The organism is Psychrobacter sp. APC 3279 (assembly GCF_030407795.1).
Taxonomy (GTDB): Bacteria; Pseudomonadota; Gammaproteobacteria; order Pseudomonadales; family Moraxellaceae; genus Psychrobacter.
Map to the genome: position 1 here is coordinate 72,912 of NZ_JASDCR010000005.1, position 16,502 is coordinate 89,413.

Sequence of the window (16,502 nt, forward strand, 5' to 3'; positions counted from 1 at the left end):
TGAAATAAACGACTGGAAAATAGTATGGCGCTATATTTGAGATTACCTGCTACCGCTGGGTTCAATATTGATAATGAGCTCATCATTATCAATGCTTTTAATGCCAATGAACCAGCACAAAGCCTGCATGGAAAAGACGTCAATATTATCGCCTCAGGGCCATCTATACAGCAGCTGCCGTTAGCAGAGCTACTAGATACGCCTACTATTTTTGTCAATGGCAGTATCAGCCTGATTGGGCAGCATCAGTTTACCGATATTGTTGGTTACGTCATCAGTGATGCGCGCTTTATCAATCATCAGCCTGAGATTTTACAGCAGTACTATACGGGTCAACCTCTATATGCAACGTTAGCTGTCTTTGAAGCAATGGCAACCACGCACCCTGATATTATGCGAACGTATCATCATGCCATGCGAGTGTTGTATCCCGTAGATAGGCCATGGGGAGTGAAGTCAAACAAGCTATCTTTTAGTAAGCTTATCTTTAAGAAAAAATTACTCAATAAAAAAATGCCGCTATCGTACTTTATCAATAATCCAAACTTTATCATTGATAGCGATCATAAAGCGGCTGACATCGGCGTCTCTCTTAACATTACTCATGGATTTGTGGAAGCAGGAACCGTTGCTTATGTCGCGGCGCAGTTAGCGTTTTCGCGTCAAGCAGCGAGTATTCATCTGTACGGTATTGACCTGCTTAACAGTAAGCAACCACGGTTTTATGAAAATAAAAACAATAGTGCGCCAAGTATGCTCAGCAAAGTCATGAACGAGCGGATTGTCCCTTCGTTTAACTTGCTTGGCAGAATCTATCAATCGCATGGTGTACCCGTCGTCAACCACTCTCCTATCTCTAAATCGCTATTTGACACTTTTTAATTAATGACTCGCAATTAATAATCTCTACTTGATGGCGTTTAATTAAGAACTACTACACGTTATAAACCTTCATTTTTTATCTGAATCTAAAACAGAACCAAAGGCTAAGTACTGTCTTGCAATATGTTCAGGCAGCAACTGCTTGTTTAGTGGCACGATATAATCTGTAAGGTTGTCTATGGCTTGGTCGATAAGCATGGCCAACCCATCAATATCACCTACCGCAATCAAGTTCTGCTCAGGTAATAGCTCTCGTGGACCAAAAGGACAATCCGTACTGATTACTGGCACACCCAGTGCCTGCGCCTCTACGATGACATAACCAAAACCTTCAAACTTAGAAGTAAGCACCATTAGTGCAGCTGACCTAATTAATGGATAAGGGTTGGTCTGAAAGCCTAAAAATTTAATACTATCGCTAATATTTAGTTGGACAGCCAACTGTTTAATCTCTGCTTCAAGCCTACCTTTACCCACTAGTACTAACGGCAGCTTTCGTTCTGTTTTGGCATATGCCTGTAGCAAGTCTCGATGACCTTTCATGCTATCAAAAGAGGCAACATGTATAATGTACTCTTTATCTACTAAGCCGAAATCTTCAAGATGGCTAGACGCTGCTGCTTTGGTATTTATATCAGTAGCATCACAAGGATTGTAGATTGTTGTGGTTTTGGTGATATTTCCTATAAGATCAATCAAATCTTGGCGTGCACCCTTACTTACACAGCTACAAGGATGAGCGCCATAGACCGTTTTCAAATGATTTATAGTCTGTACTGACGACTCTAATAATTGGTTTTGGAACTGCTTTGATAGCGCTGTATGCAGTACATTTACGATATTTGGCAACTGGCTATATGCCATAATCCAGTTTATTTTATAGATATTGGCCAGTATCAAATCTGGCACTCCTATTTGGCTAAGCACGTAAGTATCAATACGTTTAGCAACTGATTCGTAGGCTTGTGCTTGCGTAGATTCTGGGTCGAGATTCTGCTCAGAAAACATCTCATCATATGGCACGATATGATATTGCACACGAGCGTCTAGTAGCATATCTTGCGTCGCTTCCAAGCATAGGATATGAGTACGATAGCCCATATCTGCGTAAGCGCTTGCCAACGTCGTAACCATACGCTCAGCACCACGACCTTCAAGCGCTTTTAAAATAAATAGAATAGTAGGTGGCATCAGTGTCTCAGCTTGATTTTTTAACGGTATAGGCATGATAGGTTAGCCAAATGAATGCAACTATGGTCATAATTATTGCAGCGTTCTGACTTTATATGCTAGTCTCACCTACCGCTGGTGCTCGGCATTTACTTAGTAAAGTACGAGCAGGATTTAACGGTATCTCTATAAAAAATTATGATTAGTCTAACTATCTAAATCGATTAAACCTTGTTAATAATCGCATCAGCAAATATCATGGCTGATCTAATATCGCTACTAAAATAGATGTGTATCCGCAAAGAACAGGATCAGTTATGAAGCAGCCTAATGAAAATACATTAGACATCGTCATTGCTTGGGTAGATGGTGCAGACCCTATACTCAAACAAAAGCGAGAACAGTATAAGCCAACTAAAGAAGTGGCATCTGACGCAATAACTGACACGCGTTTCGCTAGCGACGATGAGATATATTATAATATTGCTTCTATCATCAAATATGTGCCTTTTTGTCGTCATATATATATTGTCACAGATCAACAAAAGCCAGCGTTCATCGATGAGTTTGCCAAGCAAGGTATTTGCTCAGCAGATAAAATACGCATTGTTGATCATAAAGACATATTTTCGGGTTACGAGCAGTTTTTACCTACGTTTAATACCCGATCGATTGAGTCGATGATATGGAATATTGAGGGGCTATCTGATTACTTCATCTATATGAACGATGATTTCTTTTTTAACCAACCAGTACAAATAGATGACTTTTTGAATGGTAAAAAGCTGAACATTCACGGCCACTGGCGTAAAAGTGCGGCATTAAATGCTAAGCTTAATTTCCGAAAATCTCGTTTTAAATTGTTTGGCACACCGATTCAGCCAAGGCATACTATCGCCCAAATGCTAAGTGCCAAAGTAATCGGTATGGATCAATTTTTTGAAATTCATCACTATCCTCATATCGTCGATAGGAACATATTGAAAGATTATTTACTAAACCAGCCTCAGCTGCTGACAGAGCAGATTAGATATAAATTTAGAGATGTGGCGCAGGTGAACCCAATAACCCTGATGAATCATCTTAAAATTCAAAAAGATGAAGCGAATCTAAAACCCGATACCTCTGTCAACTATCTAAAAAATGAAAGTAGTGTCGAGGGTTTTATTGCTGCTTTAGAAGATAAATCTATCAAGTACGGTTGTATCCAGAGCCTAGACCTTCTGGAACCAGATTTACACAACAAAATCAGCCAAGCTATGAAGCATAAATTTTTAGCGTATCTCCCCGCTTCTGTGACGGGAACATCAGGTCTCTGAGCTAAGGTGATCTGACACAGTATCGTGATTTTGAATCTTATTTAGCACAAACTAATTTTGGATTAGATCCATCAAAGCATAAACATCAATTGGATATATTATGAAAATAACAGTAGTAGGTACAGGCTACGTAGGCCTATCAAATGCAATGCTATTGGCACAGCATAATGAAGTCGTCGCTGTCGACATTGTTCCTGAAAAAATCGACTTATTGAATACTCAGCAGTCCCCTATTGAAGATGAAGATATTGAAGACTTTTTATCAAATAAAAATCTCAACTTTTCTGCGACACTTGATGCAGCGGCAGCCTATGAGGGCGCTGATTTTATTATTGTGGCGACACCAACTGATTATGACGCCAAGACCAATTACTTTAATACATCAACGGTAGAAGCAGTGATTGAGCAAGTACTTTTGGTCAATCAACAAGCAACCATTATTATAAAGTCTACCGTACCAGTAGGATATACGGCGAGTATTAGAGATCGTTATGCAACTGACCGTATTATCTTTTCACCCGAATTTCTGCGAGAAGGTAAAGCGCTGCATGACAACCTTTACCCTTCTCGAATCATTGTAGGTGAACAGTCAGAACGGGCTCAATTATTCGCGAATTTATTACTTGAAGGCGCGATCAAAAAGGACGTGCCGCTACTATTTGTAAAGCCCACTGAAGCTGAGGCAATCAAGTTATTTTCTAATACTTATTTAGCAATGCGCGTGGCCTACTTTAATGAGCTTGATACTTACGCTCAAACCTTTGGACTTGAAACCAAACAAATCATAGAAGGTATTGGGTTAGACCCGCGTATTGGTGATCATTACAACAACCCATCATTTGGTTATGGTGGCTACTGCTTGCCTAAAGATACCAAACAGCTATTGGCAAATTATGATGAAGTGCCAAGCAACCTAATAAAAGCCATTGTCGACTCCAACAGAACTCGTAAAGATTTTATCGCTGATAAAATTATTGAAAGAAAACCAAAAATTGTAGGTATACACCGATTGGTTATGAAAAGCGGATCAGACAACTTCAGAGCTTCTGCCATACAAGGCATCATGAAACGTATTAAGGCAAAAGGTATTGAAGTCATTGTTTACGAACCAGTATTAAAAGAAAGTACCTTTTTCAACTCACAAGTTATTCAAGACCTAGAAGCGTTTAAATCAATGAGTGATGTCATTGTGGCAAACCGTTTATCTGCTGAAATCGAAGATGTGGCGGACAAGGTCTTTACCAGAGATTTATTCGGGAGCGACTGATGAATATATTAGTCACTGGTGCGGCAGGTTTTATTGGTTTTCATTTAATCAAAGCTCTACTAGAAATAGAGCTGCCTAATAGCAATAATTGCATCGTTGGTATTGATAACATCAACGACTACTATGACGTGAGCTTAAAAGAAGATCGCTTAAAACTACTAAACGAAATATCGGAACCAGAATACTTTACTTTCATTAAGCTAGACCTTGCTGATCGCGAAGCCATGTCTGATCTTTTTTCTACCTATCAATTCGATATTGTCATTAATTTAGGTGCACAAGCAGGTGTCCGCTACTCTATCGAAAACCCGAATGCTTATATTGATTCAAATGTGGTTGGCTTTGTTAATATACTTGAAGGCTGTCGCCATCATGATATTAAGCATTTAATCTATGCCAGCTCCAGCTCGGTCTACGGTATGAACATAAAGCAGCCATTTACCACTGCTGATTGTGTTGATTTTCCTATCAGCTTATATGCAGCCACGAAAAAATCAAACGAGCTCATGGCTCATAGCTACAGCCATTTATATAATATCCCTACGACAGGATTAAGGTTTTTTACCGTTTACGGTCCTTATGGTCGACCTGATATGGCATATTTTTCTTTCACCAAAAAAATTCTAGCTGGTGAGCCAATCAATGTCTTCAATAATGGTGATATGCAGCGTGACTTTACCTACATTGATGATATTGTAAAAGGTATCATTCGGATAATGGATAAAGCCCCCTCTCCTCAATACTCTACTATCACTACAGCGACCGTCCCTTATAAAATATATAACATTGGCAATAATCAACCAGTAACTTTACGCCGTTTTATCACTGCCATCGAAAACGCTTGTGGCAAAAAAGCGCAAGAGAATTTATTGCCGATGCAAGCAGGTGATGTGCCTATTACTTATGCGGATATAGACGAGCTAGTAGATGATATTGATTTCAAACCTGATACCAGTATCGAAGATGGCATCACAAAATTTGTCGAATGGTACAAGCAATACTATTCAGTTTAAACAAAAGTATTTTATAAACCACTTTGGTATCAATTTTTTCGACAGACCTTTAAGCTCTAATTGCATCATACTTGTTCAAAGGATTTTAGTGACATGACTACACCTTCAAACTGGCAAAGAAAACTGCTATTGATATTTCTAAGTGAAAAAAGATTGAATGCGGGTAAGATTGTCAAAAACTATGATGGTAAAAGCTTTAATGAGATGAAAACGACAATAATCACTGAGTCATCGTGTGATATTGAAGCACTGACAGATGAGCGTAAAAGTACAGACTTAGAAATCCACTTAAATAACTTAAAGTATCAATCTTTAGGAGAGTCTGAGCTCTGCTTTTATCACAATACGCTTATTATATTGATGCGCCGCAAATACAAAATAGATAAAACTTTTGCTGAATTTGAAAAGCTTTGGGAGTCAGAAAGCGATTATTTATTAGAGCATCTTTCGCTGCGCTGGATTGTCTCAGCCTGCGATACTTTCATTGATCACTCAAACAACAGTCTTAGAGCTGCTATTTTAATGAACGTCATCACTCTAATGAATACCTTAAGAGTTCATGAGACCAAAAACTTTTTACAACTAAGCGCTAATGCTGAACCTAAGCCGTTATTAGACGAAAAAACCGACATACTGTATGCCGGCGATTTGCCTCTATACGATGGACTTACTTATTTCCGTATTGGTACCGACGATAGCTTAAGAAATATGCGTAAACGCTATAATAAATTTCAGAAAGTCGATAAGTTAGCTACAGCTATACTCCTCGCTGTATTTGAAAAACTACAGAATAACCAAAGTGCTTTCGCTACTCTACGGCAATTGCATAGAGATGATTGGTCCAAATGGTGGTTAGATTAAGACCTTTTATCTGTATTATTAACATTCGATGCAAATTCGATATACTTCTTGGCTATTGTGACAGGAAGGAGTGCTTCGCTAAATTCAGAGTGAAATTGCTCTGGATCTTTCATGGCTAGGCTTAACTTAGCTGCAATAGCATCTATGTCTCTCATAGGCATTAGGTTTTTTTGAGGTAACAACTCACTTGGCCCAGATTGGCAGTCAGTACTGATAACTGGTGTTCCTAAAACTAAAGACTCTGCAATCACTAAAGCAAAACCTTCCCAATCAGAAGTCAATACTTTAAATTTCGCATGCTTTATATACGGAAAAGGGTTTTCATGGAAACCTAAAAAGACAACTTTATCTTCTAGATTGAGCTCTGCTACCAGCGCCTCTGTATTGCTTTGAAGCTTCCCTTTACCCAAAAGAAGCAACGGCAAAGACTGATCTGTCTTCGCGTAAGCTCTCAATAGCACATCATGACGCTTTGCTTCTTTAAAACTGCCAACGTGAATAATATAATTTTGATATTCTGGAATGAAAGCATCAGCTAACTTTTGAATACCATCTCTATCAATAGGATTATGTATTGCTGTAGTTGAGGTAACATGACCAAAGTTTTCTACAAAATCCTTTTCTACTCCGTTACTGACACAGGCACAAGGATTTTTGGAATAAATTCTCGTAAAGTTTTCTTTTCTCTGATGACCAACATCTGTTTTTGCAAACTTATACAGTAATGACAAAGTATTATGAATCACGTAAATGATGTTCGGCAGGCTACTGTAGCTAAAAATACTGTCTGAACGATCAAGATTAGACAAAATGATATCAGGCTGTCCGATATTTTTTTTGACATAACGATCTACCGCATGAGCGAAAAATTTATCGCGACGCTGTGTTCCTGGTATCATCTTGTAGGGTTTGAATTTGAGCACATGATAAATAAGGTTTGGATTAAGATCATATTCAACCCGTGGTTTGAATCTTAAAATATGTACTTCGTATCCTAATTCGTAAAACCCCTGCCCCAAAGTAAGAACGACTCGCTCTGCCCCTCCACCTTGTAAACAATTAATAGCGAGCAACGCTACTTTTTTATCCTGCTTCATAAACGACAACCTATGGATGAATTTCTATTCATTTAATGTGTGAAATATTATTATATTAAATGAATCAACGTTTAAATAATTTTGCAAATAGTGATTTAGAAGCCTTTGGTCGAGTCACTTTATTGCCTATATATCCTTGTTGTGATTTTTTTGGAAAACTACCAAATGGCTCAATTCGATAACTTTCTAAATCATATCCAGCAGTAAGCGCTTCATTATAGTAGGTATCGAAAAGATCGACCAAATCCTGTCTTGGATGTGGTAATACTTCACCATCAAACCAATGCTCAATCCCTTCCTCACTCACTCTAGGTAAGGAGTACTTATGGCTGAATTGTGTGCCCATATCCGAATAATGCAAAATTTTGATTTGTTCTATTGCTAAGTCTTCACCATCGATACAGTTATAACTATTTTGATAAGGCTCAATCAGTTGCGTATTTTTCTTAAACAAAGCCATCATTTCTTTGTGACTTTTGGGATCTTTTTTAAGTTTCTCAATAGGCAAAACCACATTTTTTGCAGCATCGCAATCCCAAACACAGGTACATAGACGAGTCATATCGGCATTTGCTTTAGCGGCTACTATAGACTGTCCTTTGATAGGATGCTGCCATAGCTTTGCTAGATCGTCTAAAATAACAACATCAGCGTCCATATAGATCGCACGTCCAGAGTAATTGCAATACTCTGGAATCGCCCATCTAAAACCAGAAAAAGGCGTTGACCACTTAGTAGTATCCCAGCCCTTACCAGTCTCAGGATTTGAATACCAGTAGCTATCCGGATCGCGCGATAACTGCATCCATACTATTTCCACTGGCATACTAGTATGTTTATGAATACTATAATCTAGAACCATCATCTGCTCTAAATCACAGTTATTTGGGTCACAGCCAACAAAGACTCTGATGGTATCATTTGTTTTCATAATTCTATCCATTCACTGGGTCATGCTTCTATCTTCACGAATATAAAGATAGAAAGCATCAATACTAACGTTTGCTAATATGGTAATAACTATAAAGTTAAATCTATTCTTTCCAGTACTTTTCAATCCACCCTACTGGTAAGATAAAATGACGCAAATGGCGCAATGGGCGTTTCAAGTTTTTAGGCTCAGTAAGTCTTTTTAGATGGTCTTTAGCATTATTGGCGGCGTTTTTATTGTATCTGCCTTCAATAGCATGCGTAGGATACAAATCACCTGGGAAAATGACAATACGAGCGCCTTTAGGAATCTTCGGTTCTTTGATGTAGTTAAGCGGAAATGGTTGGCGACATTTACGTCTAAAGTGTGCCACCCAAGCTTTTGGAAATAGTTTTACACCACCTGGTGCATTGCGGGTGACAAAGCGCTGCTCAAAACGATATTCATCAGCGATACCTTGTGGATCAGCTTTGAACTTCTCTTGGAGTGAAACAAGTGACCCTATCTGAAATCTAAAACAAGAAGTCTGTCCTAAGCGCTCTAATGGATTACTCGGGTTGTAAGACAAGATAACATCATCTGGCTCGCCATACTCAAAGAAAGGATCGAGGCTATCGACGATAATCACATCCAAGTCTACAAATAATACTGTCCCTGTTAAATCGCCAAGTTTTTCGCCCCACAAACGAGATTTAGGCCACTTTCCTAACGTATTCGTTGGCATAGTGACATCTAATGGTGGCAGTTCTTGACATTCGATTTCTGGACGTACATCAGTCGTATCATCCGTAAAACACACAAAACGAAACGGCGGGGTGATATTACGAGATACCATACCATATAGTTTATTGGCGTAATCAGCACCGTACTTTGTACCCCATTTAATACAAATAATTTGTTTGATATTATTATTATCGGCTGTACTAGAATCTATTGGCATTGACTGCTCACTTTAATCGTATGAATAAATATGATGGCTATATTAGCATAAAAAAAAGACTGAACAATTATGTTCAGCCTTTTTGATCTTTAAAGTAACGTCATTATTAATCAATAAAGCTCAACCAGTCCATATATTTCTCATTACGACCATGAACTACATCAAAGTATAGGGTTTGTAGTTTTTCAGTCAACTCACCGCGGCCACCATTACCGATGATGCGATCATCATATTCACGAATAGGCGTAACTTCAGCAGCAGTACCTGTCATAAATATCTCGTCAGCCAAGTAAAACTCATCACGAGTGATACGGCGTTCGATAACATTGATACCTAGGTCAGCCGCGAACTGTAAGATAGTACGACGGGTAATACCGTCTAATGCTCCACCTGATAGGTCTGGCGTATGTAGCTCACCATTTTTTACCAAGAATAAGTTCTCGCCTGCGCCCTGACATACAAATCCTTGTGGATCCATCAAAATAGCTTCGTCATAGCCATTACGCGTCACTTCTTGGTTTGCCATAATAGACACAGGATAGTTACTAGAGGCTTTAGCCTTACACATAGTCACGTTTGGCATGTGGTGCGTATATGATGACGTTTTTACACGGATACCGTTTTTGATACCTTCTTCACCAAGGTAAGCACCCCAATGCCAAGCAGCAACCATTGCATTGATGCTGTTGTCACGTGAAGACAGGCCAAGTTTTTCTGCACCTACCCAAATAAGCGGACGAATATAAGCTTCTGCCAAGTTGTTTTGCTTGACCACATCCTTATGTGCTTGCTCTAAAGTGGCAGCATCAAAAGGTACGTCCATTTGGAAGATTTTGGCTGAGCCAAGTAGACGCTCGGTATGTTCTTTTAAGCGGAAAATAGCGGTACGATTATCAGCTGTTTGGTAAGCGCGTACGCCTTCAAACACAGCCATACCATAATGCAAGCTATGTGTAAGCACATGAACTTTAGCATCTGGCTGTTCGATCATCGTGCCATTCATCCAAAGCTTACCATCTTGTGTTGCCATATTCATTTTATTGTCCTTATGCTAGCACTGACGTCTAACTTTTTTTAGGTAGGTTTTATTTAACAGTATTGATCAACATCGTATGATAACACCGCAGCGTCAATTTTTATTGCCTAAACAACAGCTTCATTATGACGAACGACTGACAGTGCTATGATGATGTGTGACCGATTATATCATTGGCCGTCTTGGCAAATGAATTCTTTTGGTTTGGCACTATATGGTTTTTAATTATATCGTTCCTAGCTACCAATTCTATCCATAGTTTTTGTTCATAGCTTTTATTGATAGCTTTTATTCATAGTAACGCATTACAGTTTAAGCGTCTCTTGGACTATCGGCAAGGCCTTAATCATACAAGTTTCGATATTACTCGTCATCTGTCTCCACGCCCATGAGATGCTGCCATTGTGACTGTACTAACGCTCGCGTCTCCTGCCACAATGACTCATCAACGAGCAAAGACTGCTCTGATAGTGCCAATTGATGAGTAGCAGCACGTATTCTTAGATAGGCATCAGTCAAATCCTGACAGACTTGGTCATCCCAAATACCAAGCAAAGCAACTTCTGCAAAAATTCGCACATTATCGCTCCATTTGGTCAAACTCGGATATTCATGTGAGTAAGCCAATACGGCAAATTGTGCTAAGAACTCAATGTCTACAATGCCGCCTGCATCTTGTTTAAGATGAAACTTGCCCGCTTCCTGCTGCCATTGACTCGTGCCTAGATGCTTTTGCATTTTGATACGCATGCTGGTGACTTCGCTACGTACTTGATCCAGTGTTCGTGGCAATGACAATACGTCGCGGCGAATATCACAAAAGCGTGCAGTGACTCGTTTGTCTCCACAGATTGCGCGAGCACGTACCAGCGCTTGGTGTTCCCATGACCATGCTTTATCCATTTGATAGGTTTCAAAGGCATGACAAGACACGACCATCATGCCAGCATTTCCTGAAGGCCGCAGGCGCATATCAATCTCATAGGCACGGCCATCACGGGTTTGAGTATTGAGATAATTCATCAGTTTTTGTACAAGACGCGCGGCAAACTTCATACCACTGACTGATTTTTCACCAGTGGTCATGCCTTGCTCTTTTATCTTGTGTAAGAATACCAAGTCCAAATCTGAAGAATACGATAACTCTAAGCCACCAAGCTTGCCATAACCGATAATCGCAAAACCGCAGTCCGCTTCAGTGACCGGATCGCCATCTTGGCCAATAGGATACCCATAACGGTTAACAATCTCTGCAAAAGCGCGCTCTAACGCTGCTTCTAGTACGACTTCAGCGATATAAGTCAATGAATCCGATACTTTCATAATCGGACGCTCAGCCAATACATCACTAGCAGCGACCGCCAACACTTGATTCTTTTTGAACAGTCGCAGGACGCTCAACAGCTCTTCTTCATCGTTTGGCTCGACGCGTAGCAACTGTTGGCGCAAGATATCACGCAGCTCACGCTTATCTGGTAGATGGCGATAACGCTGCTGCAAAAATGTGTCTAATAATACAGGATACTGTGCCAACTCTTTTGCGATCCACGGGCTGGCAGATAGCATTGGAATCAGCTCAATCGTTGCATTGGGGTTTTCAGCAATCATAACCAAGTAGATAGAACGGCGGCAAATCGCTTCAAGCAGTGAGATCAATCTTGGTAAAGCAGTATTGGCAAGTTGCTGCTGTTCTTGATGGGCTAACAATGCGTGGACAATGACAGGATATGCGTCGTCTAAACGCTCTCTGGCCTCATCACTTAAGTTAGCCACCATTTTTGATTGCCAAAAGTTCTGTAGTAACTCGCGATTTTCTTCTGTCAGTACTTCATTTAAACGGGCAATTTGCTCATCTAAGTGCTCTGGATCTAGATCGGTGTCTTCGTTATCAGGTACTTGGCGCTCAGTGACCATACGCTCAAACGGGTCATTGACATGCTCTCGATGATGGTTAAGCTGATCTAGCAATGCACGCCAGTTTGCAAAATTCAGCGTCACTGCTAGATTATGCTGCCACTGCTCATCGTGAGGTAAGCGCTGGGTCTGTTGGTCATTAATCGCTTGAATAGCATGCTCAAGCCGACGTAAGAACCGATACGCAGCTTGTAAGTTATCGTAGGTTGACTGCTCTAGATAACCAAGCTCACGCAACATTTGCATTGCTTGCAAACAAGGTTTGATTTGCAGCTGTGGATGCCGGCCACCATATATAAGCTGAAAGGCCTGTACGATAAACTCAATATCTCTAATGCCGCCCGCGCCAAGCTTGATATTATCCAAGTCTTCACGCTGTGCAACTTGGTTTTGAATAAGAGATTTCATCTCTCTCAGTGCAGAAAACGCACTATAGTCCACATAATAACGAAAAACAAACGGTTTAATCAGCGCTTGTATCTCTTCATAAAATGGCTGGTCTATTTGTCCGACTACGCGTGCTTTTAACCAAGCAAAACGCTCCCATGCACGCCCATGCATCGTAAAGTATTTTTGCAATGCAGACAGATGAATGGCCAAATCACTTCCATCGCCCCATGGACGTAAGCGCATATCTACTCGAAAGACAAAACCATCAGCGGTCTTGTTATCGAGCAGTTTAATAATGCCTTGACCCAATCGAGTCATAAAGCGTTTGTTATCTATGCTACGTGTGCCTTTTGCTTTATTACCATTGGTCTCGCCGCGCGCTTGATGTACAAAGATTAGGTCAATATCACTTGATAAATTCAGCTCTTGCGCACCAAGCTTACCCATGGCCATAATCGCCATATCATCAATCTGTACATTGCCTTGTTCATTGATAAAGGTCGGCTCGCCATATTTAGCCACCAAGTGCTGATAGGTATAATCTTTAGCAAAAGAGATACAGCCATCCGCAAATTCAGACAACTCATCGGTCAGCTGCTCCAGACTGATCGTCTGCAAGGCATCTTGCCAAATCCAGCGCATCATTAGTAGCGTGCGCAAGTGACGCAAACCACTCATGACTTTGGTTTCATCAGCGAGTTGATAGTTCTCATCTAGCGTATAATCTTGTATCAGATCATCGATTTGCTGGCGGGTCAGCGTACTATTCAATGGATAGCTACGCAAAAACGTCTGACACGAAACGGTCCGACTTTCCCAAATCTGATAAGCGAACTCGCTCGCTGTCTGCAGGACTTGCAGTTGTTCTACGGTAGGCTGATAATCTGTACCATTGTTCACACGTGAGGGCATAGCAGGTAACATAGTGACAAAAACTCCTTACATAGAATGGTAAGACTACGTGAACCTAGCTCATAAGTTTATTGTTTTTTCTTACGAGGCAGTCACAGCATCAAATAATAATACTCAGTGTGCCTATACTTGAGATAAAACCACGTTAAATAACAGTGACTCTATTTGGTTTGCGGCGCTTTATGTTAGCATAAACATCTTTGATAGAGACAACGCGCCTCTCCTTTATGACATAACGCTATTTGATGTGACAGTATGATCCGCTATATGTCGCATTATCAGTATAAATTCTGTTTTCTGTCACGCAAATTTGCACACAAGCACTATAATAATAACGACCAAATGACTTTATACAAAGCATTTATAGCAACTCGGCCATAATTTTTAAACTCTTATTTATAATATGTGATACCGCGCCCTATGACGACCACTCCCCCGTTACTACTGATTACTGCTGACCCTAGTCACCCACTGGCACACTTGGCGTTACGCTATGCACGCGCTTATCTGAAGGGCGCAGCGAATAGTCATGATGTTGATGATACTGACACTAATAGTACAGGCAGCAGCGATAATACTACCTCTGAACAACCTCTGCTCAATGTCTTCTTTTATGGCGACTCGGCTCACATAGCCAATCGCTTGCGTTGGCAGTCAGCCGATCAACTAGACTTGACCAAAGAATGGCAGTCATTGGCTGAGCAGTATCAATTACCCCTGCCTGTCTGTGTCAGTACAGCCCTTAGCCGCGGCGTGAGTGATGTAGACAACAGCTCACGCCATCAGCTTGACGGTGCCAATCTTGCGACAGGGTTTACCTTAGTGGGACTCAGTGAGCTTGCGATGATGATGCAGGACGACTGTCGTTTGATACAGTTTTGATAGCGTGTCGTTTGATGGTTTGTCTATTGATATCACTGGTAGCGGTAACTATTTTTAGGAATACATAATGAGATTATTAATTCAGCTGCACACGCCCACTGAAGCAGCAAGCTACGAAGGTTGTGCGCTTGCGCTAACTTTAGCGACATTTGGTCATGAGGTGCAATTGTTCTTAGATGCGCCGGTCTTTGGCTTATTGATGCAATCTGACTCGCGACTGCATGGCATGATTCAGTCACTTGAGCTTTACGATATGCCAGCAGCTTGGCTACCTGATGACGTCTTTAGTGGCTGGGTCACTGGTATGTTGCCGATAGATCTGGCATCACAGCTCACACTCGTGCCGGAGGTCATCAATTCGCAAGACTTTGAGCAGCTACTTACCTTTTAAGACGCTGTATAACTTAGATTTATAAAATAATAAAGCACGTAATCGGACACTTTTATGGCAACTTTATATCAATTGCATAGCACGATGGCTACCCTTAGACGCAGCACCGAAGAAATGTCTCGCACTTGGCGCACGGGCGATAGTATTATGTTGCTTGGCAGCACCCCTGCTTTTATCGACTGGCTCAATGCTTATTTAAATGATAGCGATATAGATGGTATTGCTGGTATTTACGCATTGGCAGATGACATCGAACAGCTCACGGCAAATACAACTGGCAAGCTTAATTTAGAGACTAAGTTGACTGCTATTTTAAACGACGCAGAATGGGTGAATCTGACTCAGAGCATTCAGTTTGATAAAGTAGTGACGATTGCCTTATGAGTAATGACATGACCACTCACAACGCTGCGTTATCAGCGGCTGATATCGAATTAGATCAAGACGGCCATCTGTGTGATCATACAATTTGGACACCTGCTATCGCACAGCAATTGGCAGACACACTCGAGGTCAATCTGAGCGATGAGCATTTAGAAATTTTACAACAAGTGCGCGCGTTTTTTGACAAATTTAATCACGCGCCAGCAACCCGTCCACTAATCAAATGGCTACAAAAGACTTTGCCAGAACTTGATATTAGCAATCAAAAGCTACAGCAATTGTTTAATACAGGTTTAGTCGCGCGTCATGTCAATCGCTTGGCAGGACTACCAAAACCACCAAACTGTTTATAAGTGCTTTATAAGCGATAAGATACAATCGATGTCGCACTAGAAACTTATCATATGCTTTAAGCAGTGTATAACTGCTCATTGAGTACGCAAATACTTTTAAGTCTATAGTTATTGCTTTGTAGAATCGCTATTTTGGGTCGTAGACTGTCAATGTCTCATACCCAATACTACGACCTTCATCGCCTGTAAACCCTTGCTGTCGCCATATTTCGTACAAACAAATGGCTACGCTATTTGATAAGTTCAAACTGCGCGAGTCAGCTAGCATGGGCAGTCTTAGCCAATTATCAGAACCGATATCTTCACGTATATCATCTGCCAGACCTGCCGTCTCAGAACCAAAGACTAGCGCGATATTGGGCATAGCAGCCTTATTAGATGCTTCAGAGTCCGAGTTTTTGCCAAAGTCATAATCGTAGAACGGTTTGCTCAGTTTGGTTGTCAATGCGGTAACGACATGGCAGTCAGCGGCTTTTAGAGCTTGTCTCGTAGCCGTCCAATCATCATGCACTTGCGAATGAGCATATTCGTGATAATCAAGACCTGCACGGCGTAGCTTTTTATCATCAAGCTCAAATCCTAACGGTCTGACTAAATGCATCTGTGCCCCGCTATTGGCACACAGTCGAATAATATTGCCAGTGTTACTTGGCATTTTTGGTGCTACTAACACGATATGGATGGTCATTCTTACTCCACAAATATTCAACGCTCTATTATTTAAATTTATGAGCGGTAGGTAATCGAAAGTTACAGTTTA

At 40.7% G+C, this 16,502-nt stretch carries 16 protein-coding genes; 9 read left to right on the top strand and 7 right to left on the bottom strand.

The window, feature by feature from the left end:
- Window positions 1–24 precede the first annotated feature (24 nt).
- Complete coding sequence (locus tag QL898_RS03690; protein ID WP_290175836.1) at window positions 25–882, top strand: hypothetical protein; 858 nt, start codon at window positions 25–27, stop codon at window positions 880–882.
- 69 nt (window positions 883–951) lie between these two features.
- Here the strand turns inward: QL898_RS03690 and QL898_RS03695 are convergent, their stop codons facing one another.
- Window positions 952–2,109 carry a glycosyltransferase gene (locus tag QL898_RS03695; RefSeq protein WP_227679196.1) on the bottom strand — a complete coding sequence of 386 codons (1,158 nt, stop codon included), beginning with the start codon at window positions 2,107–2,109 and terminating at the stop codon, window positions 952–954.
- Between the two features lie 260 nt (window positions 2,110–2,369).
- Here QL898_RS03695 and QL898_RS03700 point away from each other — a divergent pair, with 260 nt between their 5' ends.
- The 4 genes from QL898_RS03700 to QL898_RS03715 all read left to right on the top strand — a co-directional run bounded on the left by QL898_RS03700 (window position 2,370) and on the right by QL898_RS03715 (window position 6,512).
- Window positions 2,370–3,371 carry a Stealth CR1 domain-containing protein gene (locus tag QL898_RS03700; protein ID WP_290175837.1) on the top strand — a complete coding sequence of 334 codons (1,002 nt, stop codon included), beginning with the start codon at window positions 2,370–2,372 and terminating at the stop codon, window positions 3,369–3,371.
- Window positions 3,372–3,471: 100 nt separating this feature from the next.
- Complete coding sequence (locus QL898_RS03705; protein WP_290175838.1) at window positions 3,472–4,638, top strand: nucleotide sugar dehydrogenase; 1,167 nt, start codon at window positions 3,472–3,474, stop codon at window positions 4,636–4,638.
- Window positions 4,638–5,651, top strand: a complete 1,014-nt coding sequence (locus QL898_RS03710; RefSeq protein WP_290175839.1) for an NAD-dependent epimerase — start codon at window positions 4,638–4,640, stop codon at window positions 5,649–5,651. The genes QL898_RS03705 and QL898_RS03710 overlap by 1 nt, the downstream gene beginning before the upstream one ends.
- A gap of 93 nt (window positions 5,652–5,744) precedes the next feature.
- Window positions 5,745–6,512, top strand: a complete 768-nt coding sequence (locus QL898_RS03715) for a hypothetical protein (protein WP_189584985.1) — start codon at window positions 5,745–5,747, stop codon at window positions 6,510–6,512.
- Here QL898_RS03715 and QL898_RS03720 read toward each other — a convergent pair.
- The 5 genes from QL898_RS03720 to glnE all read right to left on the bottom strand — a co-directional run bounded on the left by QL898_RS03720 (window position 6,509) and on the right by glnE (window position 13,744).
- On the bottom strand, window positions 6,509–7,609 hold the full coding sequence (locus QL898_RS03720; RefSeq protein WP_189584982.1) for a glycosyltransferase: 1,101 nt from the start codon (window positions 7,607–7,609) through the stop codon (window positions 6,509–6,511). The two genes, QL898_RS03715 and QL898_RS03720, sit on opposite strands and share 4 nt — an antisense overlap.
- Window positions 7,610–7,673: 64 nt before the next feature.
- Window positions 7,674–8,540 (bottom strand): glycosyltransferase, encoded by an 867-nt coding sequence (locus QL898_RS03725; RefSeq protein WP_102092193.1) that lies wholly within the window; start codon window positions 8,538–8,540, stop codon window positions 7,674–7,676.
- Window positions 8,541–8,643: 103 nt separating this feature from the next.
- Window positions 8,644–9,480, bottom strand: a complete 837-nt coding sequence (locus QL898_RS03730) for a glycosyl transferase (RefSeq protein ID WP_189584980.1) — start codon at window positions 9,478–9,480, stop codon at window positions 8,644–8,646.
- A 106-nt stretch (window positions 9,481–9,586) separates the two neighbouring features.
- On the bottom strand, window positions 9,587–10,516 hold the full coding sequence (locus tag QL898_RS03735) for a branched-chain amino acid transaminase (RefSeq protein WP_101204426.1): 930 nt from the start codon (window positions 10,514–10,516) through the stop codon (window positions 9,587–9,589).
- Window positions 10,517–10,879: 363 nt separating this feature from the next.
- On the bottom strand, window positions 10,880–13,744 hold the full coding sequence (glnE, locus tag QL898_RS03740) for a bifunctional [glutamate--ammonia ligase]-adenylyl-L-tyrosine phosphorylase/[glutamate--ammonia-ligase] adenylyltransferase (protein WP_290175840.1): 2,865 nt from the start codon (window positions 13,742–13,744) through the stop codon (window positions 10,880–10,882).
- Between the two features lie 408 nt (window positions 13,745–14,152).
- On the opposite strand from glnE, the gene tusD reads away from it, so the two are divergent.
- From tusD to QL898_RS03760, 4 genes are all read left to right on the top strand, one after another.
- Window positions 14,153–14,614 (top strand): sulfurtransferase complex subunit TusD, encoded by a 462-nt coding sequence (tusD, locus tag QL898_RS03745; protein ID WP_290175841.1) that lies wholly within the window; start codon window positions 14,153–14,155, stop codon window positions 14,612–14,614.
- 67 nt (window positions 14,615–14,681) lie between these two features.
- Window positions 14,682–15,005: a hypothetical protein gene (locus tag QL898_RS03750; RefSeq protein WP_290175842.1), complete on the top strand. Its 324-nt coding sequence runs from the start codon at window positions 14,682–14,684 to the stop codon at window positions 15,003–15,005.
- 54 nt (window positions 15,006–15,059) lie between these two features.
- Window positions 15,060–15,389 (top strand): hypothetical protein, encoded by a 330-nt coding sequence (locus QL898_RS03755; protein ID WP_290175843.1) that lies wholly within the window; start codon window positions 15,060–15,062, stop codon window positions 15,387–15,389.
- Window positions 15,390–15,397: 8 nt separating this feature from the next.
- Window positions 15,398–15,742: a TusE/DsrC/DsvC family sulfur relay protein gene (locus tag QL898_RS03760; protein ID WP_180958151.1), complete on the top strand. Its 345-nt coding sequence runs from the start codon at window positions 15,398–15,400 to the stop codon at window positions 15,740–15,742.
- A gap of 127 nt (window positions 15,743–15,869) precedes the next feature.
- Here the strand turns inward: QL898_RS03760 and QL898_RS03765 are convergent, their stop codons facing one another.
- A complete protein-coding gene (locus QL898_RS03765; RefSeq protein ID WP_290175844.1) occupies window positions 15,870–16,430 on the bottom strand; it encodes a tRNA (cytidine(34)-2'-O)-methyltransferase in 561 nt (186 codons plus the stop codon).
- Window positions 16,431–16,502: the final 72 nt, after the last annotated feature.